Source organism: Kribbella monticola, from assembly GCF_003261635.1.
Lineage (GTDB): Bacteria > Actinomycetota > Actinomycetes > Propionibacteriales > Kribbellaceae > Kribbella > Kribbella monticola.
This window is the reverse complement of the sequence record NZ_QFXK01000022.1, coordinates 239,238-265,559: the sequence shown is the minus strand read 5'-3', so window position 1 is coordinate 265,559 and position 26,322 is coordinate 239,238. Positions and strand designations below refer to the sequence as shown.

Annotated in this window: 19 protein-coding genes; 11 read left to right on the top strand and 8 right to left on the bottom strand. The window is 68.9% G+C overall.

Annotated elements, in window-relative coordinates; all coding sequences use genetic code 11:
• Positions 1 to 4 precede the first annotated feature (4 nt).
• Positions 5 to 649, top strand: coding sequence for an ACT domain-containing protein (locus DIZ26_RS10265; protein ID WP_112239737.1), 645 nt, complete (start codon positions 5 to 7; stop codon positions 647 to 649).
• Positions 650 to 827: 178 nt separating this feature from the next.
• Here the strand turns inward: DIZ26_RS10265 and DIZ26_RS10260 are convergent, their stop codons facing one another.
• From DIZ26_RS10260 to DIZ26_RS10230, 7 genes are all read right to left on the bottom strand, one after another.
• Positions 828 to 1,052, bottom strand: a complete 225-nt coding sequence (locus DIZ26_RS10260) for a hypothetical protein (RefSeq protein WP_112239735.1) — start codon at positions 1,050 to 1,052, stop codon at positions 828 to 830.
• A gap of 40 nt (positions 1,053 to 1,092) precedes the next feature.
• A complete protein-coding gene (locus DIZ26_RS10255; RefSeq protein WP_232828234.1) occupies positions 1,093 to 2,379 on the bottom strand; it encodes a hypothetical protein in 1,287 nt (428 codons plus the stop codon).
• Between the two features lie 406 nt (positions 2,380 to 2,785).
• Positions 2,786 to 4,915 (bottom strand): NAD-dependent DNA ligase LigA, encoded by a 2,130-nt coding sequence (gene ligA, locus DIZ26_RS10250; protein WP_112239730.1) that lies wholly within the window; start codon positions 4,913 to 4,915, stop codon positions 2,786 to 2,788.
• Between the two features lie 140 nt (positions 4,916 to 5,055).
• On the bottom strand, positions 5,056 to 6,063 hold the full coding sequence (locus DIZ26_RS10245; RefSeq protein ID WP_112239729.1) for a uroporphyrinogen decarboxylase/cobalamine-independent methonine synthase family protein: 1,008 nt from the start codon (positions 6,061 to 6,063) through the stop codon (positions 5,056 to 5,058).
• 25 nt (positions 6,064 to 6,088) lie between these two features.
• Positions 6,089 to 7,177 (bottom strand): tRNA 2-thiouridine(34) synthase MnmA, encoded by a 1,089-nt coding sequence (mnmA, locus tag DIZ26_RS10240; RefSeq protein ID WP_112239727.1) that lies wholly within the window; start codon positions 7,175 to 7,177, stop codon positions 6,089 to 6,091.
• Positions 7,177 to 8,379, bottom strand: a complete 1,203-nt coding sequence (locus DIZ26_RS10235) for a cysteine desulfurase family protein (RefSeq protein ID WP_112239725.1) — start codon at positions 8,377 to 8,379, stop codon at positions 7,177 to 7,179. The genes mnmA and DIZ26_RS10235 overlap by 1 nt, the downstream gene beginning before the upstream one ends.
• A 1,073-nt stretch (positions 8,380 to 9,452) precedes the next feature.
• Positions 9,453 to 10,109, bottom strand: coding sequence for a nucleotidyltransferase domain-containing protein (locus tag DIZ26_RS10230; protein WP_112239723.1), 657 nt, complete (start codon positions 10,107 to 10,109; stop codon positions 9,453 to 9,455).
• Between the two features lie 120 nt (positions 10,110 to 10,229).
• Between DIZ26_RS10230 and DIZ26_RS10225 the strand changes: the two genes are divergently transcribed.
• The 10 genes from DIZ26_RS10225 (at position 10,230) to DIZ26_RS10180 (ending at position 25,292) form a co-directional block, all read left to right on the top strand.
• Entirely contained in the window at positions 10,230 to 11,621 is a 1,392-nt protein-coding gene (locus DIZ26_RS10225; protein ID WP_112239721.1) for a serine hydrolase domain-containing protein, read from the top strand.
• A 15-nt stretch (positions 11,622 to 11,636) separates the two neighbouring features.
• Positions 11,637 to 13,226, top strand: a complete 1,590-nt coding sequence (locus DIZ26_RS10220; RefSeq protein ID WP_198676023.1) for an ABC transporter substrate-binding protein — start codon at positions 11,637 to 11,639, stop codon at positions 13,224 to 13,226.
• A gap of 57 nt (positions 13,227 to 13,283) precedes the next feature.
• Entirely contained in the window at positions 13,284 to 14,276 is a 993-nt protein-coding gene (locus tag DIZ26_RS10215; protein WP_112239717.1) for an ABC transporter permease, read from the top strand.
• Positions 14,276 to 16,189 (top strand): dipeptide/oligopeptide/nickel ABC transporter permease/ATP-binding protein, encoded by a 1,914-nt coding sequence (locus tag DIZ26_RS10210; protein ID WP_112239715.1) that lies wholly within the window; start codon positions 14,276 to 14,278, stop codon positions 16,187 to 16,189. The genes DIZ26_RS10215 and DIZ26_RS10210 overlap by 1 nt, the downstream gene beginning before the upstream one ends.
• The gene (locus DIZ26_RS10205) at positions 16,186 to 16,965 is read left to right on the top strand and encodes an ATP-binding cassette domain-containing protein (protein ID WP_112239713.1); all 780 of its coding nucleotides are present in this window, start codon (positions 16,186 to 16,188) and stop codon (positions 16,963 to 16,965) included. The genes DIZ26_RS10210 and DIZ26_RS10205 overlap by 4 nt, the downstream gene beginning before the upstream one ends.
• A complete protein-coding gene (locus DIZ26_RS10200; RefSeq protein ID WP_112239711.1) occupies positions 16,962 to 20,294 on the top strand; it encodes a serine hydrolase in 3,333 nt (1,110 codons plus the stop codon). The genes DIZ26_RS10205 and DIZ26_RS10200 overlap by 4 nt, the downstream gene beginning before the upstream one ends.
• Positions 20,294 to 21,409, top strand: coding sequence for a M20 family metallopeptidase (locus tag DIZ26_RS10195; protein ID WP_112239709.1), 1,116 nt, complete (start codon positions 20,294 to 20,296; stop codon positions 21,407 to 21,409). The genes DIZ26_RS10200 and DIZ26_RS10195 overlap by 1 nt, the downstream gene beginning before the upstream one ends.
• On the top strand, positions 21,406 to 22,275 hold the full coding sequence (locus tag DIZ26_RS10190) for a GNAT family N-acetyltransferase (RefSeq protein ID WP_112239707.1): 870 nt from the start codon (positions 21,406 to 21,408) through the stop codon (positions 22,273 to 22,275). Before DIZ26_RS10195 ends, DIZ26_RS10190 begins: the two co-directional genes overlap by 4 nt.
• Complete coding sequence (menC, locus tag DIZ26_RS10185; protein WP_112239705.1) at positions 22,275 to 23,378, top strand: o-succinylbenzoate synthase; 1,104 nt, start codon at positions 22,275 to 22,277, stop codon at positions 23,376 to 23,378. Before DIZ26_RS10190 ends, menC begins: the two co-directional genes overlap by 1 nt.
• A gap of 252 nt (positions 23,379 to 23,630) precedes the next feature.
• Positions 23,631 to 25,292, top strand: coding sequence for a PucR family transcriptional regulator (locus tag DIZ26_RS10180; RefSeq protein WP_112239815.1), 1,662 nt, complete (start codon positions 23,631 to 23,633; stop codon positions 25,290 to 25,292).
• A gap of 61 nt (positions 25,293 to 25,353) precedes the next feature.
• On the opposite strand, the gene DIZ26_RS10175 is transcribed toward DIZ26_RS10180, so the two are convergent.
• Positions 25,354 to 26,313 (bottom strand): electron transfer flavoprotein subunit alpha/FixB family protein, encoded by a 960-nt coding sequence (locus tag DIZ26_RS10175; protein ID WP_112239703.1) that lies wholly within the window; start codon positions 26,311 to 26,313, stop codon positions 25,354 to 25,356.
• Positions 26,314 to 26,322 lie beyond the last annotated feature (9 nt).

Below are 26,322 nucleotides of genomic sequence, written 5' to 3'. Positions count from 1 at the left end.
TTCGGTGTTCTTGCTGCGATTGATCATCCCGGACCGTCCCGGTTCGCTGGGCACCGTAGCAACGGCCCTCGGCGAGGTGAACGCCGACATCCACGCGATCGAGATCGTCGAACACCGCCGTGAGAACGGCACCGCCGTCGACGACATCGTGGTCGACCTGCCACCGGGCGTGCTGCCCGACCGGCTGGTCTCGGCCTGCAACAGCGTGCCCGATGTCGAGGTGATCTGGTTCTCCCGCTACGGCGCGGGTGGCGGCCTGCACATGGACCTCGAAGCCGTCGAGCAGATGACGTCCGCACCGGCCGAGGCCGTCGACATCCTGGTCGAGCAGGCGCCGTCGGTGCTGCATGCCGACTGGGCCGCCTTGCTGGACGGCACCGGCAGCGAGATCAAGGTCGCCCTGGAGACGAGCGCGACGCCGGAGTTCGGCGACCTGGTCAACCAGTGGCTCCCGCTGGAGAAGGCGACCACGCTGGCCGCTCCCAGCCACCAGGGTCTCTCGGAGTCCGTGCTGGTCGCCGCGCCGCTGGAGTCGAACCGCCGGGTGCTGGTGATCGGCCGCCGCGGTGGACCCGAGTTCCTCGGCTCGGAGGTCGCCCGCCTGAGCTACCTGGCGAGCCTCGCCGTCACCATCCGCGCCACCGCCTGACGCCAAGCCCCGCAGCCAGAGCCGCCCGTACGGCGGCCAGCCGGCGACCCGTAGTTCCGTACGGCGGCCAGCCCGCGACCCGTAGATCCGTACGGCGGCCAGCCGCGACCCGTAATACCGAAAAGAGCCGCTCTGCCCGGGACTCCCGGAACAGAGCGGCTCTTGAGCGTTCGGTGACTCAGAGGAACTTGTAGTACGCCAGCGTCCACAGGCCGGCCAGTACGAGCAGGATCACGACCCCGATCAGGACGACGATCGTGATCGCCTGGGTGTTCTTGCCGCCCGGCTCGGGCAGGTCGAACTGGGTCGGCCCCCAGGCGCCGCCGCCGTCCACCCGCTGCATCGCCTCGGGTGGCGGCTTCGACACCTGCCGGGCTTCCCGCGATTCCCGCTCGAACTTCATCGCACCTCTGGTCCGGTCGACGCCTGTCCTTCCACAGTACTCACACGTAGAAGGACTCGTACCGGATGGAGACCGTCCGCGATCCGTAGTCTGAGTCGGAGGTGTCGCCGGTGATCTCGACCCGCCAGCCGGACACGTACCCGGCGTACGACTTGCCGTCGCTGTGTGACGTCACGTAGGACTTCAGCGCCTCGACGTCCGGGCCCTTGAGGATGCCGAATCCGTCCGCGATCGCACCCGGCATCGCCGCCTTGACGTCGTTGGGGTCGCCGCTGACCCGGATGTCGAACGAGCTGAGGCCGCCGTTGCTGCTGCCGTAGCCGTCGATCAGCTGCGAGCCGTACTTGCCGACCGTCTTCTTGCACAGCGAGGTGCAGGTGTACTTCTTCGCCTTCAGCGCCGCGTTCAGCTGCGCCTCGGTGATCTGGAACTGCTTGCGCGGCATCTCGAACGAGTCGGAGCCGGACTTGCCGCCGGACATCTGCAGGTCGTCGCCGTAGTTGGTGAGCTCGAACTCGCCCCAGGTGCTGCCGACCTTGGTCCGCTTCTGACCGGTCTTCACCGCCTGCTGGACCTTCGCCACCTCGCTACCACCGAAGGTGTCGTTGCCGATCGCCTGCAGCGCCGCGTCGAAGGTGACGGCGGCGTTGTTGACGTTGTCGTTGTCCTCGGAGCGGATCTTGACGCCGATGATCGTGCCGTCGGACTGGAACTGGAAGATGACCTCGGCCGACTTCGCGCCGTCGTACTTGAAGCAGCCGCGATGCGCGCCCTGTGGGCCGTTGAACAGATCGCTGCAGCCGAAGCCGGCCGCCTGCAGCTTCTCGGTCGCGGTCTTCGCCTGACCGGTCGCATTGCCGAGCTCGCCGTTGGTCGGCGCGGTCGTCTGGTCGCCACCAGGAGTCGACGCGCCATCGGTCGGGGCGTCGGTCGGCTGGGTGCTGGTGGTGGCCGGCGGGTTGTCGGCTTCCTTCTTGTCGTCGCCGCCGAGCGCCTTGACGCCGAGGAAGACGAGCAGGCCGATCAGTACGACACCGACCACGCCACCGCCGATGAACAGCGGCATCTTGTCCTTGCCGAAGCCGCCGCCACCCGGGCCCTTACCGCCCGGTCCACCGGGCTGCCAAGGCTGCTGGGCGTGCTGCTGCTGCCAGCCGGGTTGCTGACCAGGCTGCTGGCCGGGCTTGTTCTGGCTCCACGGCTGCTGCTGGTAGCCGCCCTGCTGCGGGGCCTGCGGCTGCTGTCCCCAGCCACCCGGGGTCGGCTGGCCCTGTCCGGGCTGCTGTCCCCAGCCTTGCTGCGGAGGTTGACCCTGCTGCGGCGGCACCGGAGGCTGCTGGGCCGGTTGCTGTGCAGGTGGACGCTGGCCCCAGCCGCCGCCCTGGGGAGGCTGTTGCTGGCCCCACCCACCCTGTCCCGGTTGTCCCCCTTGCTGCCCGCCCGGCTGGCCCCCCGGCTGCCCAGGACCCCACGGTCCCTGTGGCGGCGTCGTCATAATCGCTCCTTTGAACCCACTGGTAGACGGTGCAAACTAACAGTCCGACGGATCAAGTCGTCGCCCGGCTCCATCGAATGTCACCAGTCGGGACATCCGTACTCCGCCGCGCCGCCCGCCGGTACTACGGACTGCCCGGTTCCGATACCGCGCGTCGCCCGGTTCCGTACTACGGACTGCCCGGCTCCGGTACCGCGCGTCGCCCGGTTCCGGTACTACGGACTGCCCGGTTCCGGTACTACGCGTCGCCCGGCTCCGCGTTGGTCGCCATCGCCGCTGCGGCCTCGGGGCCGTCGTCCAGCAGCACCTGGAACCCGGCCGCGTCCAGGATCGGCACCCCGAGCTGAACCGCCTTGTCGTACTTGGATCCCGGCGAATCGCCGACCACCACGAACGACGTCTTCTTCGACACCGAGCTGGCCGCCTTGCCGCCGCGGGAGACGATCGCCTCGGTCGCCTCGTCGCGGCTGTAGCCCTCGACGGTGCCGGTGACGACGATCGACTGGCCGCTCAGAGTCTGCTCGACGACGGGACCGGTGCGCTCCTGGCGAAGCTGGACGCCGGCCGCCTTCCACTTGCGCACGATCGCCTGATGCCAGTCCACGGCGAACCACTCGATCACCGCGTGCGCGATGGTCGGCCCGACGCCCTCGATCTCGGACAGCTCCTCCTCGGTGGCGGCTTCGATCGCGTCGATGTCGTCGTACGCCGCGGCCAGCGCGGCCGCCGCGGTCGGACCGACATGGCGGATCGACAGCGCGACCAGACCGCGGGACAACTGTTGCGTCTTGGCCTGCTCGAGATTCGCGAGCAGCTTCTGGGCGTTGGCCGAGAGTGCACCGGCCTTGGTGGTGAAGAACGAACTGCTGACCAGGTCTTCCTCGGTCAGGTCGAACAGGTCGCCCTCGTCGACGATCAGACCGCTGCTGATCAACGCGTCCGCGGCCTTGAAGCCGAGCACCTCGATGTCGAAGGCCGACCGCCCGGCCAGATGGAACAACCGCTCACGCAACTGCGCCGGGCACGACTGCGAGTTGGGACAGCGGATGTCGATGTCCCCTTCCTTCATCGGCCGAAGCGTCGTCCCACACGACGGGCACTCGGTCGGCATCACCCAGGGCCGCGCGTCCTCCGGCCGCAGGTCGATCACCGGCCCGAGAATCTCGGGAATCACGTCGCCGGCCTTCCGCAGTACGACGGTGTCGCCCGGGTAGACGCCCTTGCGCTCCACTTCCTTCGCGTTGTGCAGCGTCGCGAACTCCACGGTCGACCCCGCGACGCGGACCGGCTCCATCACCCCGTACGGCGTGACGCGACCGGTGCGGCCGACATTCACCTTGATCGCGAGCAGCTTGGTCGTGACCTCTTCCGGCGGGTACTTGTACGCGATCGCCCAGCGCGGGGCGCTCGACGTCGAGCCGAGTGCGCGCTGCAGGTCGACCTCGTCCACCTTGACGACGACGCCGTCGATCTCGTGGTCGACGGAGTGCCGGTTCTCGCCGTAGTACGCGATGAACTCGTTGACCTCGTCGAGGGTGGCGACGCGGCGGGCCCGGTCGCTAACCGGGAGGCCCCACTCCTTCAGCTGCTCATACGCCTCCGACAGCCGAGTGACGTGGTAGCCCTCGACCTTGCCGAGACCGTGCACGACGAAGCGCAGCGGCCGGCTCGCGGAGACGCGTGGGTCCTTCTGCCGCAGCGATCCGGCCGCGCTGTTGCGGGGGTTGGAGAACGGGTCCTTGCCGGCTTCGACCAGCTGGGCGTTCAGCTCGGTGAAGTCCTCGACGCGGAAGTACACCTCGCCGCGGACCTCCAGGAACGCGGGCGGCTTGTCGGTCTTCAGCTCGTTCGGGATGGAGTCGATGGTGCGGGCGTTCAGGGTGATGTCCTCGCCCGTGCGGCCGTCGCCGCGGGTGGCGCCGCTGACGAGGCGGCCGTTCTCGTAGACGAGGTCGAGTGCCAGGCCGTCCACCTTCAGCTCACAGAGGAATCCGCTCTCCTCGATCTGCTTGGCCGTCACCTCGCGCTCCAGCCGCTTGGCCCAAGCCTCCATCTGCTCGGCGGAGAACGCGTTGCCGAGGCTCTCCATCCGCTGCGGGTGCTCGACCGCGGTGAACAGGGTCGAGATCGGCACGCCGACCTTCTGCGTCGGGGAGTCCGGCGTCCGGAGCTCGGCGTACTGGTCCTCGATCGCCTCGAGCTCGTGCATCAGCGCGTCGAAGTCGGCGTCGGAGATGGTCGAGGTGGCCATGTAGTACCGGAAGCGGTGCTCCTCGATCTCCCGGCTCAGCGCAGCATGCCGCTCCCGCACCTCGGCAGGCGCAGCGGGCTGATCGGCGGCTGTGGTGTCGGGGATCTCCTCGCTCATGGGCAGAATCTACCCGCGCCCGCCGACAGAATCCGGCATCCTCCGCTCGGAACAGAAGCGGAAGGAAGGAAAGCGGAGCGCAGACCGCCGCCGACAGGATCCGGCATCTGGACGACCCGGCAGGAGCTGAGGGCCTGCGGCTACTCCTCGGCTTTCTCGCCGATCACTTCGGCGGTCTTGCGGAGGAGTTCGAGGCGGGCCTGCGCGTCGGCGCGGGAGGGGGAGCCGGCCAGCCCGCAGCCGGGAGTGATCACGACCTGTTTGAGGAGTTCCGGGTCGAGGCCGAGCTCGCGCCACCGGCGTACGAGGGTTGTCGCCGCCTGCTCCTGGTTGGGGATCGGCCCAGTCGTGGGCACCACACCGGCGTACAGGACCGTGCCGGCCTCTACTGCGAGGGCGACCTGCTCCCAGGCGGCTTCGGTGAGCTGGGCAACGTCTACTGCCACTCCCCCGGCCCCTGCCTTGCGGAACACCTCGATAGGCGGCCGTGCCGCACAGCAGTGCACCAACGTGATCGCAGGCGCTACTGCCTCGATCACCCGGCTCAGCAGCTCCACAGCGCCAGGCCCGTCGACAGAGCGGTGCTTGCTCCACCCACTAGCTGTGGGAACAGCACCAGCCAGTACTGCGGGGAGCCCTGGCTCATCCAGCTGTACGACGAGGTCAGCACCCGGGACACGTCGACGTACTTCGGCGACGTGCTGCTCCAGGCCGTGCGCGAGCCCCTCTGCCAAGTCACGGCGAGCACCGTGGTCGGCCAGCACCTTGTCGCCACGAGGCAGCTCGACAGTGGCGGCCAGCGTCCACGGTCCGGTGCTCTGGATCTTCAGCGGCCCCGTGTAGCCGTCGGCAACCTCTTCGAGAGTGTCCAGGTCCTGCTGCAGCAGTGACCGGGCCCTGCGCTGGTCCATGCTCGCGCGCGGATCGCTGCCGCCGGTCAATCGCCAGCCCGCCGGTTGAAGATCAGCTGCCAGCTCGATCAACAAGGCCATCGAGCGACTGAGCATGTCGCCGTACGGCCGCGCAGGGAGCTCCGGCACGAAGGGGATCGTGACAGCGTCCAGCACGTACTTCGTCCACTCGGTGAAGTTGTCACCGGGCAGCGAGCCCATCCCGGTGGTCGCGGCTGAGCCGAACGGACTTGTCACGGTGTGCCTCTCCAGAGCATGCAGGTCAGACGTGCTGGGTTGCGCGCTCGACAGCGTCGATGGTGGCCGAGCCGATCACCCGCGTACCGTCGTACAGAACCACTGCCTGACCGGGGGCGACCGCATCCGCCGGCTCGTCGAACTCGACCAGCACCTGGTCGTCGACAACTCGCGCGGTGACAGCGATCTCCTCGCCGTGCGCGCGCAACTGCGCCTTCACGTGCAACGTCTCGGTCGGCGTCGGACCACACCAGCGCGGATGAGACGCGGTCAGCCGCTCGACCGCCAGTTCCGCGCGCGATCCGACAGTGACCCGGCGGTCGACCGGCGAGATGTCCAGGACGAACCTGGGCTTGCCGTCGGCGGCCGGCGTACCGATCTTGAGGCCCTTACGCTGGCCGACCGTGAAGCCGTGCGTGCCCTTGTGCTCGCCGAGCTTGTTGCCCTGGGCATCGACAATGTCGCCCGGCGCCTCGCCGAGCTGCTTGCTGAGGAAGCCCTCGGTGTTGCCGTCGGCAATGAAACAGATGTCGTGACTGTCCGGCTTGGCCGCGACCGACAGACCGCGACGCTCGGCCTCGGCGCGGATCTCGGTCTTCGGGGTGTCGCCGAGCGGGAAGAACGCGTGCGCGAGCTGCTCCTGATTGAGGACGCCCAGCACGTACGACTGGTCCTTGGCCGGGTCGACCGCGCGGTGCAGCTCACGGCCCTGCGGGGTGTCGACGATCTGCGCGTAGTGGCCGGTGGCAACGGCATCGAAGTCGAGCGCGAGGGCCCGCTCCAGCACCGCGCTGAACTTGATCTTCTCGTTGCAGCGCAGGCACGGGTTCGGCGTACGGCCGGCGGCGTACTCCGCGACGAAGTCGTCCACCACGTCGGCGGCGAATCGCTCCGCCATGTCCCAGATGTAGAAGGGAATGCCGATCACGTCGGCTGCTCGCCGGGCGTCGCGGGAGTCCTCGATCGTGCAGCAGCCGCGCGCTCCGCTGCGGTACGACTGCGGGTTCCGGCTCAGGGCGAGGTGTACGCCGACGACGTCGTGCCCGGCCTCGACCATCCGCGCCGCCGCGACGGCGGAGTCGACCCCGCCGGACATGGCTGCGAGTACCCGCATCAGTTGTTCCTTCCTACGTTCTGCAATCCTGCGGACTTCGCCCGCTCGACCACCGGCCCGATGTTGTCCAGTACTGCGTCGATGTCGGCCCGGGTGCTGGTGTGCCCCAGCGTGAATCTGAGCGAGCCGCGCGCCCGCTGGTCGTCGTACCCCATCGCCAGCAACACATGACTAGGCTCCGCCACGCCGGCGTTGCAGGCGGATCCGGTGGAGACCTCGATCCCGCGTGCGTCGAGCAGGAGCAGCAGCGAGTCACCCTCGCAGCCACTGAACGACAAGTGTGCATTGTTGGGCAAACGCCCGACCGGGTCACCCGACAGCTTCGCGCCGGGGACGGTGTTGAGGACGCCGCGGATCAGCGCGTCGCGCAGTTCGGTGAGCCGCTGGGCTTCCTCTTGCTGATGCTTGATCGAGTGCTCCAGCGCCACGGCGAATCCGGCCGTCGCGGGGGTGTCGAGGGTGCCGGAGCGTACGTCGCGCTCCTGCCCGCCGCCGTGCACGATCGGCACCAGCTGCGTTTCCTTGCGGACCACCAGCGCGCCGATCCCGAACGGGCCGCCGAGCTTGTGCGCGGACACCGTCATCGCGTCGACACCTGAGCTCGCGAAGTCGACCGGCACCTGGCCGATCGCCTGGACCGCGTCGGTGTGCATCGGGATGTCGTGGGCCTTGGCCAGCTCAGCGATCTCTCGGATCGGCTGCAGGGTGCCGACCTCGTTGTTCGCCATCATCAACGTGACGAACGACACGCTCTCCGGGTCGTGCTCGATCGCCTCGGCGACGCTGTCCGGCCGAACCCGGCCGAGCTCGTCCACCGGCAGCCACTCGATCTCGGCGCCCTCGTGCTGAGCCAGCCAGATCGCCGGGTCCAGTACGGCGTGGTGCTCGATGCCGCTCAGCAGGATCCGGCGGCGCTTCGGCTTCTCCGCGAGACGCGCCCACCACAGCCCCTTGAGCGCCAGATTGTCCGCCTCGGTACCGCCGGAGGTGAACACGATCTCGCTCGGCTGCGCGCTCAAAGCGTCCGCGATCGTCTCCCGCGACTCCTCCACCGTCCGCCGAGCCGCCCGCCCCGACCCGTGCAACGAAGACGCGTTGCCGGTACGCCCGAGGTGCGAGGTCATCGCCTCGATCGCCACAGGCAACATCGGAGTCGTCGCGGCATGATCCAGGTAGACCGTCCGGCGCGCAGGTGAACTCATAACACCCATAAGAGTAAGTCCCCCACAGATGTTCCCGATCCACCTCTCATTTCGGGAATAAATCAGCCGGTACTGCGGGTAGTCCCCCCGTCGCGCCTCCTCCGTCGGCCGCTCGACCCACCCACCCCCAGGTCGCGGCTCCTTCGTCGCCGCTCAACCGAAGGCGAACCGGATCGCCCGACGCCCCGCCCTCGGGGGTGCTCGCGAAGCCCCGACGCCGGCACCGTGATCGACACGGACGGGTCGATCAGCGGCTCCGGCGATCGGCTCCTTCGTCGCGGCGCTCGCCCGCCCCAGGTCGCGGCTCCCGCCCCGCCCCAGGTCCCGGCTCCTCCGTCGCCGCTCGAACCAAGGCGAGCCGCATCGCAGGGCTCGCACCTCGACGGGTGCTCGGGCGAGTCCCCGAAGCTCTCCCGTCGCGGCTCAGTCGCCTGAGCGACGACGGGAGAGCTGCGACCCGGGGCGCTGGGTTCAGCGTGAGGGCGAACGCCCAGGCCTGCATTCGCTTGAGTGGCGACGGACGAGCCGCGACCTGGGGTGGTCGGTCGAGCGGCCGACGTGGGGCGCAATGAGGGTTCCCCCGCAGTACTCCGGTGAGCAAGAGGCGGGTCAACTCCTGCTCGAAGGGTTCCCCCACTGGTCGGACAGTGGGGCAACCCTCTGACGGGGAGTGAACCCCAAAAGACTGCGGCGAACGAGCAGCCGCCGGTCCGCAGTGCCCGGATGGTGTCCGAGGCCCGCACGGATGGCTCGCGGAGGGCGGTCCGAGTTTCCAGGCGGAGCCAGCCGAGCGGTGGGCCAGATCGCCGGTGAGTTTGTCGTGGGCGGACGCCGCCCCGCCTTCGATTGAGCCCCGACGAAGCCGCGATCCCGGAGGCGAGGCCGGCGGGCCGGCTGGTCTTCAGTCGAGCGGAGACGGAGATGCCGCGACCCCCGAGCGCTGGGTTCAGCGCAAGGGCGAACGACCAGGCCAGCCCTGGCATGAGCGGCGACGGAGGAGCCGCGACCCCGGGTGGGTGGGTCGAGCGGCCGACGCAGGAGGCGCGACGGGGAGATCTACCCCGCCGTACAGCTCATCCCCCGCGGATCTCCTCCAGCCAGACGTGGTCGGGGTGTAGGTGGTGGACCATGTCGGCGAGCCAGGTGCGCTTCTCGCGGGACAGGAGCGGGAGGGTGGTGGTGAGGTCCTGGTGGTCCTTCGGGCGGTTGGAGCGGGCTTTGTAGGCGAGCGCCATCTCCGGATTGAGGTAACGGATGCCATCGGAAGCGACCCACGTGATGTCGTCGAGGGCGTAGTCGAGGGACGGGTCGCGGCGGAAGATCCAGCGGCCGTCGCGGTCGGGGTTGAGGACGACGTCGTACTTCCAGGGGGCGAGGGCGTGTTCACGGAGCCAGACCTGGTCGGCGGTGTCCGGCACCTCCGGTTTGTCGATGCTCAACGGGGAGAGGAACCCGCTGCCGGCCGACCACACGTGGTATCGGCCCTCGGCGTGGCGGATCAACTCGGGGACGTTGCGCCGCCAGAACGACACGTCCAGGTCTTCGTGGTGGCGCGGTACGCCGGTGAACGCCTCGATCGACCAGCCGCCTGCCACCCACCAGTCGAGCCCGAGGCCGTCCCAGAACTCCTTCGCCTCGGCCCGGGTCGCTGGTTCGACCGGGCCGAAGCGGCGCTGGAAGTCCAGTTCTTCGGGGCTCAGGTCGTCGGCGTACCAGTAGCGCTTCTCCATCCGGAAATCCTCGCATCGCCGTAGGTCAGCCGGCACACCTCGTCGGATCCGACGAAAAACGTCTGTTCAGTCGTCAGCGGCGACGAATACTCGGCGGCGGCGCGGCCCTAGCGTCGGTGCATGGCGACCCTGAGCGAGATCGAGAAGTGGCTACAAGACCGGCTGCCGGCATTGCTGGCCGAGCACGAGGTCCCCGGTACTGCGGTCGCAGTGCTGTTCGGCGGCGAGGTGATCGACCACGGGGCCGGCGTGCTGAGCAAGGCGACCGGTGTGGAGACGACGGCCGACACGGTGTTCCAGATCGGCTCGATCACCAAGGTGTGGACGACGACGCTGGTGATGCAGCTCGTCGACGAGGGCAAGGTGGACCTGGACAAGCCCGTCCGCGACTACCTGCCCGAGTTCGTCCTCAAGGACGACGAGGCGGCGGCAGTGATCACCGTCCGCCAGTTGCTCAGCCATCAGGCCGGGTTCGAGGGCGACATCTTCAACGAGACCGGCAAGGGTGACGACGCCGTCGAGAAGTTCATGCCGACGCTGGCCGAGGTCGGCCAGCTCTTCGCGCCCGGCGAGCTGTTCTCCTACAACAACGCCGGCTTCGTCGTCCTCGGCCGGCTGATCGAGGTACTGCGTGGCAAGCCGTACGACGCTGTGCTGCGCGAGCACCTCTTCACCCCGCTCGGCCTGACGCACGCGGCCACCGACCCGTACGAGGCGATCCTCCATCGCGCCGCGGTCGGGCACATCCGCCCTGCACCCGACGAGGCACCGGTGCCCGCGCCGATGTGGGCGATGACCCGCGGAATGGCGCCGGCCGGCGCGATGCTCGCGATGCGACCGCGCGACCTGCTCACGTTCGCCGCCCTGCACCTCAACGAAGGCAAGGCAGCAGACGGTACGGCGGTACTCAGTGCCGCGAGCGTCAAGGCGATGCAGGAGCCGCAGGTGAAGGTGCCGGCCCTCGGGCTGATGGGCGACTCGTGGGGACTCGGCTGGGAGATCTTCGACTGGGACGGCACCACGGTGATCGGCCACGACGGCGGGACCATCGGCCAGAACGCCTTCCTGCGTATCGTGCCCGAGCACGGGTTCGCGGTCAGCGTCCTGACCAACGGCGGCGACACCATCGAGCTCTACAAAGCCGTCGCCGGCCATGTGGTCAAGGAGCTCACCGGCCTCGACCTGCCCGCGCTCCCCACGCCTCCGGACACCGCAGTACCGATCGACGCGGACCGGATGCTCGGCACCTACAGCTGCGAAGTCGCCGACTTCACCATCCGCCAGAACGACGACGGAAAGATCTGGCTCGACCAGACACCGAAGGGAATCTTCGCCGAGCTCGGCCCGGCACCCGAGCCGGTCGAACTGGTCGGCCGCAACGCGGAGAGCCTGATCGCGGTCAAGGCCGAGAACGGGGTGCACCTGCCGCAGGTCTTCCTCGGCGACGACGGCAGCGGCCATGCCCTGTACCTGCACAACGGCCGCGCCATCCGCCGCGCCACCACCGCCTGATCCCAGGAGCTGATGATGAGATCCGCAGCCACCATCGCGGTCGCCGGAGCGCTCGCCGCAGGACTGGCCCTGTCCGCCTGCAGTTCGGGCGAGCAGACCACTGGGGCGGGCAAGCCGGTCGCGGGCAAGACGCTGACCATGGCGCTGAACGCCGACCCGGGCAACCTCGATCCGCAGTTCACCTCGCTGTCGATCACCAAGCAGGTCGACGCGTTCCTCTACGACTCGCTGCTCAACATCGACGGCAGCGGCAAGGACGTGGCGGGTCTCGCGGAGAAGTGGGAAGGCACGACCACCACCGCGAAGTACACGCTGCGCAAGGGCATCACCTGCGCGGACGGGACTCCGCTGACCGCGAGCACGGTCGCCGAGAACATCACCTTCGTCGGCAACCCGGCCAGCAAGTCCACCCGGATCGGTGTCTTCGTACCACCCGGAGCCAAGGCGACCGGCGACGACGCGACCGGCACGGTCACCGTGACCGCAGCCGCGCCGGACGCCTTCCTGGTCCGCAACGTCGGTGGTCTGCACATCGTCTGCGGCAAGGGCATGAAGAACCGCACGCTGCTCAAGCAGGGCTCGGACGGGACCGGCCAGTTCAAAGTCACCGAGGTCGTGCCGGGCGACCACTACACGCTGACCCGGCGCAAGGAGTACGCGTGGGGTGTGGGCGACTTCAAGGCGGACCAGCCCGGGATGCCGGACAAGGTCGTGCTCAAGGTCGTCGCCAACGAGACCACCGCGGCGAACCTGCTGCTGGCCGGCCAGGTCAACATCGCGGCGATCTCCGGACCGGACAAGCAGCGGCTGGAGGCGCAGAAGGTCTTCTCGCGCAGCATGGGCACTCCGCTGGGTGAGCTCTGGTTCAACCAGAAGCCCGGTCTGCCGACCGCGGATCTCGCTGTCCGCAAGGCGTTGACGCAAGCTCTCGACCTGGCTCAGCTCGGCAAGGTGATCACCGGTGGCACCGGGAAACCGACCACCAGCATGACCGTGCCGGGGACAGGTCCGTGCAACGACGACACGGTCACCGGCAACCTGCCCGGCCACGATCTGGACGCGGCCAAGGCGACTCTCGACGCAGCCGGGTGGAAACCGGGCACGGGCGGCATCCGGGAGAAGGGCGGGACCAAGTTGTCGCTCGTCTCCTACTACCTGACCAACCTCGGGCCGACAATGCAGTCCGGCGCGGAACTCTTGCAGAAGGCGTGGACCGAGCTGGGCGTCCAGGTCTCCCTCAAGGCCGTGTCGACCGCGGAGATCAGTACTGTCGTCCTGGCCGGCCAAGGGACCTGGCACACCGGCCTGATCCCGCTGACGACCTCGCTGCCCAGCCAGCTGGTGAGCTTCCTGTCCGGCCCGACCCCGCCGGGTGGCGGCAACTTCTCCTGGATCAAGAACCCGGAGTACGACGCCGCGGTCGCCAAGGCCGCGAAGACCGCCGGGGCGGACGGATGCGGCGACTGGGCCTCGGCCGAGCGTGCCTTGTTCAAGGAGGTCAACGTCGTGCCGTTCGTCAACTCGACGGTGCCGATCTTCGCCAAGGGCGCGACCTTCGAACTGAACGATGGCGTCGACCCCGGATCGATCCGGATGATCGGGTGACCCGGTGACGGCGACAGTCAGCGCTCCCCTGATCGAACCGCGTACCGAGGTGCCCCAATGACCGCGACGGCCAGCGTTTCCGGTGCGGCGGCGAGCTTCGGTACCCATCCGTGGGTGCGGTTCGCCGCCCGCCGGCTCGGGCGCCTGGTCGGGTCCGTGCTGGTACTGGTCAGCGCCGCTTTCCTGATGATCCACCTGATCCCGGGCGACCCGGTGCGAGGCGCACTCGGCCCTGCGGCCGCACAGAGCGTGGTCGACGCCCAGCGCGAGTCCTTGGGTCTCAACGACCCGCTCTGGGTGCAGTACCTGCACTTCCTGCAGCACCTCTTCACCGGCAACCTCGGTACGTCGATCACGACCGGCCTCCCGGTCTCCGACGTGATCCGCGATCGCCTACCCGCCACGCTGCAGCTCGCCGTCGCCGCCTTCGTCGTAGCCGTACTGATCGCGCTGCCGCTCGGCCTCGCGATGGGCGTCCTCACCCGAGCCGGCCGCCGACCACGTGCCGAGCTGAGCTTCACCTCGACCACAGTGGTGCTCGCCGCGATCCCGGAGTTCCTGCTGGCAGTCGGGCTCGTCTACGTCTTCGCAGTGACGCTCCACTGGTTCCCTGTCGCTGGGCGCGGCAGCGCGTCGTCGTACGTGCTGCCCGTGCTTGCACTGGCGATCGGACCGGCCGCGGTGCTCGCGCGCATCTGCCGGGTCGAGCTGCTCGCAGTACTGCAGACCGACTATCTGCGGACAGCACGAGCCAAACGCCTTCCCGCTGTCGCTGTGTATCTCCGGCATGCGCTGCCCAACGCGGTGACAGCAACAATCACCCTCGGCGGTCTCCTCTTGGGTGGAATGGTCGCCGGGACAGTGTTGGTCGAGAACGTCTTCAGCTGGCCAGGTCTCGGCAGCACGATCGTGTCCTCGATCCTGGCCAAGGACTACCCGCTGGTGCAGGGCGTAGTACTCGTCTACGGCGCCGGCGTGCTGCTGGTGAACCTGGCAGTCGACGTGATCCTCGCCGTGCTTGACCCCCGATCCACCATCCGGGAGAGCTGATGAAGAGGACAGCTCGCTGGATCGCAGTACTACGGACGCCGGTCGGCGCCGGCGCAGGGGTACTCCTCCTCGCAGTACTCCTGCTCGCTCTGGTCGCACCGCTGCTCTGGTCGCATCAGGCGACCGCGATCGACACGGAACACCTACTGGAGGGCACTTCTGCCAAGCACTGGCTCGGCACGGACAACCTCGGCCGAGACATCTTCTACCGCGTCCTGGTTGCCTCTCGTACGTCGATCCTGCTGGCCCTGATCGCCACCTCCATCGCGGTGGTGTGCGGACTCGCGCTCGGCTGTGCACCGACTGTCCTCGGTCGACGCGGCGGACGACTGGCGACGGCCGTGGTGAACATCGCTGTCGCGTTCCCCGGTTTGCTGCTCGCGCTGTTCTTCGCGGTCGTCTTCGGAGTCGGCGCGAAGGGCGCGGTACTGGCGATCGGGCTCGCCGGAGCACCGTCGTTCGCGCGGCTGACCCAGACGCTGGTTGCCGGGATCGAGAAGCGGGACTTCGTCGCCGCCGCACGGATCGCCGGGGTCGGCCGGTTCCGGATGCTGTCGCGGCACATCCTGCCCAACATCGCCGAGCCGCTGGTGGTGAACGCGACGATCGGTGCCGGCGGCACCTTGCTCGCGTTCGCCGGCCTGTCGTTCCTCGGCCTGGGCGTGCAACCGCCTGCCTACGACTGGGGGCGGTTGATGGGCGAGAGCCTCAACAGCATCTACGTGCACCCCGCCGCGGCATTGGCACCTGGCGTCGCGGTCGTCATTGCGGGCCTGGCGTTCAATCTCTTCGGTGAGGCCGTGGCAAAGGGCTTCGGCGTACCGGTGCTGAAGGGATCGCGGTTGCCGCAGGGGGAAACCGCTCCGGCTGCCGAGGTCGACGAAGACGCCGTGCTGGTCGTCAAAGACCTGCACGTCAGCTTCCCCGGCCCGGTCACGCCAGTGCGCGGGATCAGCTTCACGATCGGACGCAGCGAGATCGTCGGGGTGGTCGGCGAGTCCGGTTCGGGCAAGAGCCTCACTGCACTTGCAGTCGCTCAATTGATCGAGTCCCCCGGCCAGGTACGAGCTGCTGAGCTGTCGTTCCTCGGAGCGCCTCTGCTCGGCCGGGCAGCGGTCCGCAGTACTGCGGCCGCGCGGCGGCGGTTGCTCGGTACGTCGTTCGCGATGGTCTTCCAGGACCCGATGACGTCGCTCAACCCGACGATGCGGGTCGGCGCCCAACTCGCCGAAGGCGCCCGCGAACACCAGGGCATGTCCCGGCGCCAGGCGATGAACCGAGCGGTCGACCGGCTGCGGGCGGTCCGGATCCCGCTGCCGGAGCGGCGCGCGCATCAGTATCCGCACGAGTTCTCCGGCGGGATGCGGCAGCGGGCGATGATCGGGATGGGCCTGATGGGTACGCCCGCGCTGATCGTCGCCGACGAGCCGACCACCGCCCTCGACGTCACCGTGCAGCGGCAGGTGCTGGAGCTGCTCGAACAGATCAGGACCGAGAACGAAGTCGCTGTGCTGCTGATCAGCCACGACATCACCGTCGTAGGTCAGGTCTGCGATCGCGTGCTGGTGATGTATGCCGGCCGGATCGTGGAGGACCTGCCCGCGAGCGAGCTCTACACCGGTGCTCGCCATCCCTATACCCGAGCGCTGTCGGCCGCAGTACCGGATCTGGACACTCCGCTGGACGAGCCACTCGCGGTCATTTCGGGACGGCCGGTCGACCCGGCGCACTACCCATCCGGTTGCGCGTTTGCGGCTCGCTGCGAGTTCGCCACCGACCGGTGCCGGACCGAGGATCCCGCCTTGGTCAGTCACGGTCCGGCACATCAGGTCGCCTGCTGGAACCCACAGGGTTCGGCGGCCTGGCAAGCTCGGTATCCAGGCACGGAGTCGATCCGGACGGGGCAGCGATGAGCGAACTGCGATTCGATCAGGTGTCGGTCCGGTTCGGCACCGGCAGCCGGGCGATCACGGCCGTTGACGACGTCGACCTGGTCGTCCCGTCCGGCCAGGTGGTCGGGCTGGTCGGCGAATCGGGGTCGGGCAAGTCCACCCTGGCGCGTGCGGCCGTCGGGCTGGTCGAGCCGTCGTACGGGCGGATCCTGCTGGACGGCGTACCGCTCGACCACCGCGCCGGCAAGCGTCGACCGCTGCAGATGGTCTTCCAGGATCCCTACTCGTCACTGGATCCGCGGATGACGGTCGGCGACACGATCGCCGAGGCCGTACCCCGAACCGCCGGCAACCGGGCTGACGAGGTTGCCCGGTTGCTCGAACTGGTCGGGCTCGACGCCGCCCGCGCGAATGCCTACCCAGGCGCCTTGTCGGGAGGTCAGCGCCAGCGTGTCGCCATCGCCCGGGCGCTGGCCGGCCAGCCGGACGTGATCATCGCCGACGAGATCACCTCGGCGCTCGACGTCTCGGTGCAGGGCACCGTGCTCAACCTCGTCCGTTCGCTACAACGTGAACTGAAGCTGTCGATGCTGTTCATCTCGCACAACCTGGCCGTCGTCCGCTACGTCAGTGACCTGATCGCGGTGATGTACCTCGGCCGGATCGTCGAGTTCGGCCCCGCCGACCAGCTCCTGACCGATCCACAGCACGACTACACCCGAGAACTTCTCGCGGCCGCGCCCCGCCGCGGCACGACCTCGTCATCGCCGTACCCAAGCCAAAGGACCTCCGCGTGACTCGACACCTGCGCATCGACGATCTGACCGAGCTCGCCGTACCCGAGCAGCCGGCCCTCTCGCCCGACGCCACCCAGATCGCTTACGTACTGCGAACCACCGACGTCGAGGGCGACCGCACGCTGCGAAGCCTGTGGCGCGTCCCCGCGTCCGGCGGCGAGCCAAGGCAGCTGACCAGAGGAGACGCAGACAGTACGCCGGTCTGGTCGCCGGACGGGACGCAGTTGGCGTTCCTCCGCGCCAAGGACGGGCCAGCGCAGCTCTGGCTGCTCCCTGTCGGCGGTGGTGAACCAGAGCAGCTCACTACTCTCCCGCTCGGAGCGGGCGCGCCGCAGTGGAGTCCGGACGGTACCAAGATCGCCTTCAGTGCGGCGGTGGACATCGCTGGCCTGGACGACGAGACACGCGGCCATGCACCGATCGTCACCGAGCGACTCGACTACCAGGCAGACGGCGCCGGCTGGCTCCGGACGATCCGCAAACACCTCCACCTGCTCGACGTCGGAACGAAGAAGTGCAGGCAAGCCACCGAGGGCGACTGGCACGCGGGTGACCCCGCCTGGTCGCCGGACGGCACCAAGCTGGCCTTCGGAGCCGCTACCGCTCCTGACGCCGACCTCAGCCCGACAGCACCGGCGTACGTGCTCGATGCCACCGACGAGAAGGCTCAGCCTCAGCTCGTCGGTCTCGCCGAAGGACTAACAGGTCCGCTCATCTGGACGGCTGACGGCGACGCGCTTGTGGTCGTTGGCAACGTCGCCGGTCCCGTAGGACACGCCGGCCTGCTGCGACTGTCGCTGCAGACCGGCGAGGTGGTGAACCTCGCAGAGTCACTCGACCGCAACGTGATGCCCGGCGGACCGGCGTACCCAGGAGCCCTTCCTACGTTGACCGATGACGGCCGCACGGTCCTCTTCGCCATCCGCGAGCGCGGCTGCAGTCACCTGTACTCCGTCCCCGTCTCCGGCGGCACTCCCCAACCAGTACTGGGCAAAGCCGGCCAGAACGTCTCCAGCCTCACCGTCGCGGGCGGAACCGCCGCGCTGGTGCTCACCACCGAGACCTCGTACGGCGAGGTGGTCACCCTTGACCTGGCGAGCAAAACGGTCACCCCGCGCACCTCGTACGGCGAAAAGCTCGGCGAGGTCGAGCACTTCGCCCGCACCGAGCGCGAGTTCACGATCTCCGACGGGACCGTGGTGGCCGGTTATCTGATCCGCGATCCCGCCGCGACCGGGCCGCAGCCGCTGCTGCTCGACATCCACGGCGGCCCGCACAACGCGTGGAACGCGGTGGCCGACGAGGTCCACTTCTACCACCAGGAACTGGCCGCGCGCGGCTGGACCGTCTTCCTGGTGAATCCGCGCGGCAGCGACGGGTACGGCGAGCAGTTCTTCAACGCCGCGCTCGGTGCCTGGGGGACGTCGGACGCGAAGGACTTCCTCGAACCGCTCGACGAATTGGTTGCCGAGGGCATCGCTGATCCGGCCCGCCTCGCGGTGGCCGGCTACAGCTACGGCGGGTACATGACCTGCTATCTGACCAGTCGCGACGACCGGTTCGCGGCGGCCGTGACCGGTGGGGTGGTCAGCGACCTGACCAGCATGGCGGGCACCTCGGACCTCGGCCACTTCCTCGGCGTCTACGAGCTGAACGGTCCCGCGGACTACACCGAGATGTCTCCGTTCAGCCAGGTCGGCAAGGTGAAGACGCCGACGCTGGTCCTGCACGGCGATGCCGACGTACGGTGCCCGATCGGTCAGGCCCAGCAATGGCACACGGCACTGCGCGAGCAAGGCGTGCCGACCCAACTGGTGCTCTATCCGGACGCGAGCCACCTCTTCATCGTCGACGGACGGCCGTCGCACCGGCTCGACTTCAACCGGCGGATCCTCGACTGGGTCGAGCAGTACGCCGGCGACGCGGCCGGCCCGCGTCGCGCCCGGATCGACGCGGCCCACTGGCAGCACCGGCTCGACACGCTCGCCGCGAAGCACGGCGTACCGGGTGCTGCTCTTGGCATCCTGCGCTTGCAGGACGGCCTCGACGACGAACTGGTGGAAGCCGCGACCGGTGTCGTGTTCAAGGACACGGGTGTCGCGACGACGGCCGATTCGCTCTTCCAGATCGGGTCGATCTCCAAGGTCTGGACGGCGACGCTCGCGATGCAACTCGTCGACGAGGGCCTGCTCGACCTGGACGCCCCGATCATCGAGGTACTGCCCGAGCTGCGGCTGGGCGATCCCGACGTCGCCAAGCAGGTGACGCTGCGGCACCTGCTCACGCACACGAGCGGGATCGACGGCGACGTCTTCACCGACACGGGTCGCGGCGACGACTGTCTGGAGAAGTACGTCGACGGACTGGCCGAGGTCGGCCAGAACCACCCGCTCGGCGCCACCTGGTCCTACTGCAACGCCGGCTTCTCGCTGACCGGCCGCGTGATCGAGAAGGTCACCGGCAAGACCTGGGACCAGGTACTACGCGAACGGATCCTGGTCCCCCTCGGCCTGGAACACACGGCCACGCTGCCCGAGGAAGTCCTCCTGCATCGGGCCGCGGTCGGCCATGTCGGTGAGCCCGGCGAGGAGCCGACGCGCGCGCCGGTCTGGATGCTGCCCCGCTCCCTGGGCCCCGCGGGCACGATCATCTCGACCGTCGCGGACACCTTGGCCTTCGCACGTCTTCACCTGAAGGGCGGTGTCGCTCCGGACGGCACCCGGGTACTGCGCGAGGAAACCGCGGCGCTGATGGCGTCGAAACAAGCCGACCTCCCGGACAAGCACACGCTCGGCGATTCCTGGGGCCTCGGCTGGATCCGGTTCGACTGGGACGGCCGGCGGCTGATCGGGCACGACGGCAACACGATCGGACAGGCCGCCTTCCTGCGGGTCCTCCCCTCGGAGGGCCTGGCCGTTGCCCTGCTGACCAACGGCGGCAACACGCGCGACCTCTACCAGGACCTGTACCGCGAGATCTTCGCCGAGCTCGCCGACGTCACCATGCCGACCCCGCTCGCCCCGCCCGCCGAGCCGCCCAAGGTCGACCTGCACAAGCACGCGGGCCGGTACGAGCGCGCCAGCACGATCGAGGAGATCCTGATCCGCGACGGCGAGGCGGTACTGCGGACGACGGTGACCGGCCCGCTCGCCGAACTGTTGCCGGAGCCGACCCACGAGTACCCGTTGGTGCCCGTCGACGACAGCGGTGACCTGTTCGCCGTACGGCCGCCGGGGTCGCTCACCTGGATGCCGGTCACGTTCTACTCGCTGCCTACCGGCGAGAAGTACCTGCATGCAGGTGTCCGTGCTACTCCGAAGGTGAGCTGATGACGGTCGAGCGGATGCAGGCAGCACTGCCGGAGATGCTCGCCGATCTGGAGACTTTGGTGATCTGCGAGTCGCCGTCGTCGGATCTGACGGCGGTGGCTCGGAGCGCAGAAGTGGTCGCCCGGATCGGAACCCGGCTGCTCGGCAGCGCACCGGAGTACGTGGTGGTCGACGGGCGGACCCATCTGCGCTGGCGGTTCGGTTCCGGCCCAGCGCGGGTCCTGGTCCTGGGCCATCACGACACGGTCTGGCCGGTGGGCTCGCTCAAGACGCATCCGTTCGCCATCGAAGACGGCGTACTGCGTGGGCCTGGGTCGTTCGACATGAAGACCGGTCTGGTGATGGCGTTCCACGCCTTGGCCGCCTTGCCCACGCGCGACGGTGTCACCTTGTTGGTGACGGGTGACGAGGAACTCGGTTCGCCCTCGTCGCGTGCGTTGATCGAGGAAGAGGCTGCGGGCTGTGTCGCCGCATTGGTGCTCGAGGCATCGACTGACGGCGCTCTGAAACTGGAGCGCAAGGGTGTCTCCAACTACGAAGTGAGAATCGCGGGTCGCGCCGCCCACGCCGGCCTGGAACCGGAACTCGGGGTCAACGCCAGCATCGAGGCAGCTCACCAGATCCTCGCGATCAGCCGCCTCGGCGCTGCTGATCGCGGGACGACCGTGACACCGACCAACCTGTCCTCCGGTACGACGCGGAACACCGTGCCCGCCGCGGCGAGCTTCTTCGTCGATGCGCGAGCTCGCGATGTCGCGGAGCAGCGCCGAGTCGATGCGGCGTTGCACGCCCTGACCCCGGTCCTCGACGGCGCGTCGTTGGAGATCGTTGGCGGGCCGAACCGTCCGCCGCTGGAGCGGAAGATGTCCGTCGACCTGTTCGAACGCGCGTCCCGACTCGCGGCTGAGCTCGGAATCGAGCCTTTGCGGGAGATCTCGGTGGGTGGCGGATCCGACGGCAACTTCACGGCCGGCATCGGTACGCCGACGCTCGACGGCCTCGGTGCCGTCGGTGGCGGTGCCCACGCCGACGACGAGCATGTCGTGGTGGCGGAGATCGCGCCGCGGACCGCTCTGCTGACGGCGTTGATCGCGGACCTGCTGGACAACCCATGAGCGACATCGCCTTCAGTACTTCGGTCGAGGACGCCACCCGGGACAGCCTGGCGGCAGCGGCCTCGGCCGGCGTACGGGTTCGCGAGCTGTCCGAACTGGCCGAGCTCGACGAGGTCTACCGGTTGTACGACTCGATCTGGCGGCCGGACCCGAAGAACCCGCCGGTGACGACGGAACTGCTGCGTGCCTTGACGAAAGCCGGCAACTACGTCGGCGGAGCGTACGACGGGGACGAGTTGCTCGGGGCGTGCGTCGGCTTCTTCGGAGCGCCGGCCGAGGTGGCGATGCACAGTCACGTCGCGGGCGTGTCCGGGGCTGCTCGGGGGCGCAACGTCGGGTTCGCGCTGAAGCTGCACCAACGGGCGTGGGCCTTGCAGCGTGGCGTGGCGGCGATCTCGTGGACCTTCGATCCGCTGGTCCGGCGCAACGCCTACTTCAATCTGGTGAAGCTCGCGGCGGTGCCGACGGAGTACCTGACGAACTTCTACGGGCTCATGGACGACGGGATCAACAACGGGGACGACACCGATCGGCTGCTGGTCCGCTGGCAGCTCGACGCGCCCGAGGTCGCGGCGGCCGCTGCCCGGCAACCGCGTGCCATCGTGTTGCCTGAGGCAACCATTGCGCTGGGACGGACGGCGGACGAGCGACCGCTGCCGGGTCGCCCGGGCGACAGCGGGACGGTGCTGGTCGCAGTACCGACCGATGTCGAGGGATTGCGGACGACGAACCCCGTGGCGGCGAAGGAGTGGCGGGCGGCGGTGCGCGAGGTTCTCGGTGGGCTGCTCGCCGACGGTGCACGGGTGACCGGATTCGATCGGGCCGGCTGGTACGTACTCGAACATGCTGCGAAAGGGCTGGTGTGATGAAGCTGACCGGGGTCGAGTTGCGGCGGATCTCGTTGCCGTTGGTGGCGCCGTTCCGGACGTCGTTCGGGACCGAGACGACGCGCGACGCGTTGCTGGTCCGGGTCGTCGGGACCGAGGCCGAGGGATGGGGCGAGTGCGTCGCGATGAGCGGGCCGCTGTACTCGTCGGAGTACGTCGACGGGGCGATCGACGTACTGCGGCGGTTCTTCGTGCCGGCGTTGGCTGCTGTGGAAAGGCTTTCAGCCGTCGGAGTGGCTCCAGCCTTGGCCCGCTTCCACGGGCACCGGATGGCAAAGGCGGCATTGGAGACCGCAGTACTGGATGCTGAACTGCGAGCAGAAGGGCGGCCGCTGGCTCGGGAGCTCGGGGCTGTGCACGATCGGGTGCCGTGCGGAGTGTCGGTCGGCATCATGGACTCGATCGGTGAACTGCTCGACGCGGTCGGCGGGTATCTGGACGAGGGGTACTTGCGGATCAAGCTGAAGATCCAGCCCGGCTGGGACGTCGAGCCGGTCGCCGCCGTCCGCGAACGCTTCGGCGACGTCCTGCTCCAGGTGGACGCGAACACGGCGTACTCCGTGTCGGACGCCCGGCACCTCGCGCGGCTCGACCCCTTCGACCTGCTGCTGATCGAGCAACCGCTGGACGAGGAGGACATCCTCGGGCACGCCGAACTGGCGCGCCTGATCACGACCCCGGTCTGTCTCGACGAATCGATCACCTCGGCTCGCTCGGCGGCCGCGGCGATCACCCTGGGCGCCTGCTCGATCGTCAATGTGAAGCCCGGCCGGGTCGGCGGTTACCTGGAATCGCGGCGGATCCACGACGTCTGCGTCGCGCACGGCGTCCCCGTCTGGTGCGGCGGCATGCTCGAGACCGGCCTAGGCCGGGCCGCCAACGTCGCCCTCGCGGCGCTGCCCGGCTTCACCCTCCCCGGCGACACCTCGGGCTCCAGCCGCTACTACCGCACCGACATCACCACCCCGTTCACGCTCCAGGACGGCCACCTGCCCGTCCCCACCGCCCCCGGCATCGGCGTAGACCCCCTCCCCGACCTCCTCGCCGAGGTCACCACCTCCACCGAATGGCTCCCGCTCTGACTCGCACACCTCCCCTTCCCCGCAGGGTCCACCCCTCTTCGTGGGGTTACCCCATTGCTCTGCCAGTGGGGTAACCCCACGAAGAGGAGTGGAGCCCACCGATGGGTGTGGCGGCGGCGCGGAGCGCTGGGTGGGCGACGGGGGTGGGGGTGGGTGGGTTGTCCGATTCGACGAAATGGGGGGCCGAAACTGTGCCGCCGGACGAGTTAGGGTGGGGGATCCGGCTCTAGCTTCGGAAGGGTGCTGCTTTCCGTGACGAATCGGCCTCGGGCCAGCCTCGGCCGGGTCCTCGACGACCTCGGCGACACCCTGCTGGAACTCGTCCACGGGGACGCCGACCAGCCGGCCGAGCTCGGGGGCGTGGTCATCCACGACCCGGTCGACGAGCCGGTCCTGCCGCGGCACGCCCTCGTCCTCGGCGTCGGGCTCCAGGACACGGCTGCCATCGCTCAACTCCTGCGCGACCTCGGCCGCCAGCAAGCGGTCGGACTCGTCGTCCGCTCCCCCATCACGCCTGACGACACGATGACCGCCGCGGTCGCCGAGTCAGGTGTCGCCCTGCTCGGGCTGACCCGAGGCGCCTCGTGGGACCAACTCGCCGTACTGCTCCGCTCGGTCCTCGCCGAGGGAGACGTGGGCGTCGCCGAGCCGGAGACGCTCGGCGGTATGCCGTCGGGCGACCTCTTCGCCCTCGCCAACGCGGCTGCCGCGCTGCTCGACGCCCCGGTCACCATCGAGGACCGCAGCTCCCGCGTGCTGGCCTTCTCGAACCGCCAGGACGAGGCCGACACCGCCCGCGTCGAGACCGTCCTCGGCCGCCAGGTGCCGCAGCGGTACTCGCGGCTTCTCAACGAACTGGGCATCTTCCGCGAGCTGTACCGCACCGACCAGCCGGTGCACGTTCCACCGCTGCCGATCACCGAGGACGAGTTCACGATCCCCCGGATGGCGGTCGCCGTCCGGGCCGGCGATGAGATCCTCGGCTCGATCTGGGTCGTCGTCCGTACGCCGCTCACCGAGGAACGCACGCAGGCCCTCTGCGACGCGGCGAAGCTGGTCGCCCTGCACATGCTCCGCATCCGCGCCGGCGCCGACGTCGAACGCCGGCTACGAGCCGACCTGGTCAGTACTGCGCTCGAAGGCGGCTCCGGCGCTCGCGAGGCCCTGGACCGCCTCGGCCTGGCCGACCAACCGCTCGTCGTACTCGCCCTCTCCATGCTCACTCCGGCGCACCACCGCAAGGCTGCGGCGGAGACCGACTTGCACGACGCCGCTCAAGCCACCGAACGCCAGCGCCTGGCCGACGCCTTCGCCATGCACCTCGGCGCCGTGCATCCCCGATCGGCTGCCGCACTGGTTGGTGATGTCGCCTACGGGCTGATCCCGGTCCGCGCGGATCGGGCCGACGGCGAGGAGAACGCCGTACGGATCGCCAAGGACTTCCTCGACCGCATCGGCGACCGCGTCACCGCGGCGATCGGCGTCGGACCCGTCGTCCGGGAGAACTCGCATCTGCCACACGCTCGGGCCGGAGCCGACCGGGCCCTCCGCGTACTACGAACCAACCGCGGGGCGCAGCGCGTCGCCCGGCTGGCGGATGTCCACGTCGAGACGCTCCTGCTCGAACTCCGCGACTTGATCGAGGCCCGCGGCGACCAGCCCACCGGCCCGATCGCCCGCCTGATCAGCTACGACCGCGAACACAACTCGAACCTGGTCGAGACGCTCCGCGCCTGGCTGGACGCCTTCGGCGACGTCATCGCCGCGGCCGCCTCGGTCTACGTTCACCCCAACACCTTCCGCTACCGCCTCCGCCGCCTGGCCGAGGTCGGCGTCCTCGACCTCGACGACCCGGACACCCGCTTCGCCGCCATGCTCCAGCTCCGCGTCCTGCCGCCACCGCGCAAGCCCTAGCCGGCAAAGAGAAGCCAGGCCCGCTCGGGGGGATGAGCGGGCCTGGCTGGTCAGGGGCGAATCAGGACTTGCGCTTGGTGACTTCCTCGGTCGCCGCCGGCAGGACCTTGTGCAGGTCGCCCACGACACCGAAGTCGACGAGCTCGAAGATCGGGGCCTCTTCGTCCTTGTTCACCGCGACGATGGTCTTCGAGGTCTGCATCCCGGCGCGGTGCTGGATGGCGCCCGAGATGCCGGCCGCGACGTACAGCTGCGGCGACACCGTCTTACCGGTCTGGCCGACCTGGTACGCGTGCGGGTACCAGCCGGAGTCGACCGCTGCCCGGGAGGCGCCGACCGCAGCGCCGAGCGAGTCCGCGAAGGCCTCGACCGGACCGAAGTCACCACCGGTACCGCGACCACCGGACACGATGATCGCTGCCTCGGTCAGCTCCGGCCGACCGGTCGCCTCCCGCGGCTTCGAGTCGGTGATGCGAGCCGTCTTCGCGGCATCGGAGATCGCCACGTCGAACTCCTCCACCTCCGGCGACGTCTCGGCCGCCTCCGGAGTGGCGGCATTCGGCTTGACGGTGATGATCGGCGTGCCGTGGGTGATCTTCGACTGGACCGAGTAGTTGCCCGCGAAAACAGATTGAGTCGTCACCGGGCTGTTGTTGTCACCAACCTGTACGTCGACGGCGTCGGTGATCAGCCCCGACTCGAGCTTGACCGCCAGCCGGGCGGCGATCTCCTTACCCTCGGCGTTGGACGAGATCAGGATCGCGGCCGGCTCGATCTTCGCCGCGACCTGCTGCAGCGCCTCTGCCTTCGGGGCGACGAGGTACTGCGTCAGCTCGGGGTTGGTCAGCGCGATCACCTTCGTGGCGCCGTACTGGCCCAGCGTCGGCAGCGCGTCCTGGACGCCTTCGCCGATGTAGACGGCGACCGGCTCGCCGAGGCGGCGCGCGATGGTGAGAAGTTCCGCGGTCGTCTTACGGACCTTGCCACCGGTGTGGTCAACGAGAACGAGAACGTTCGACATGATGTGACT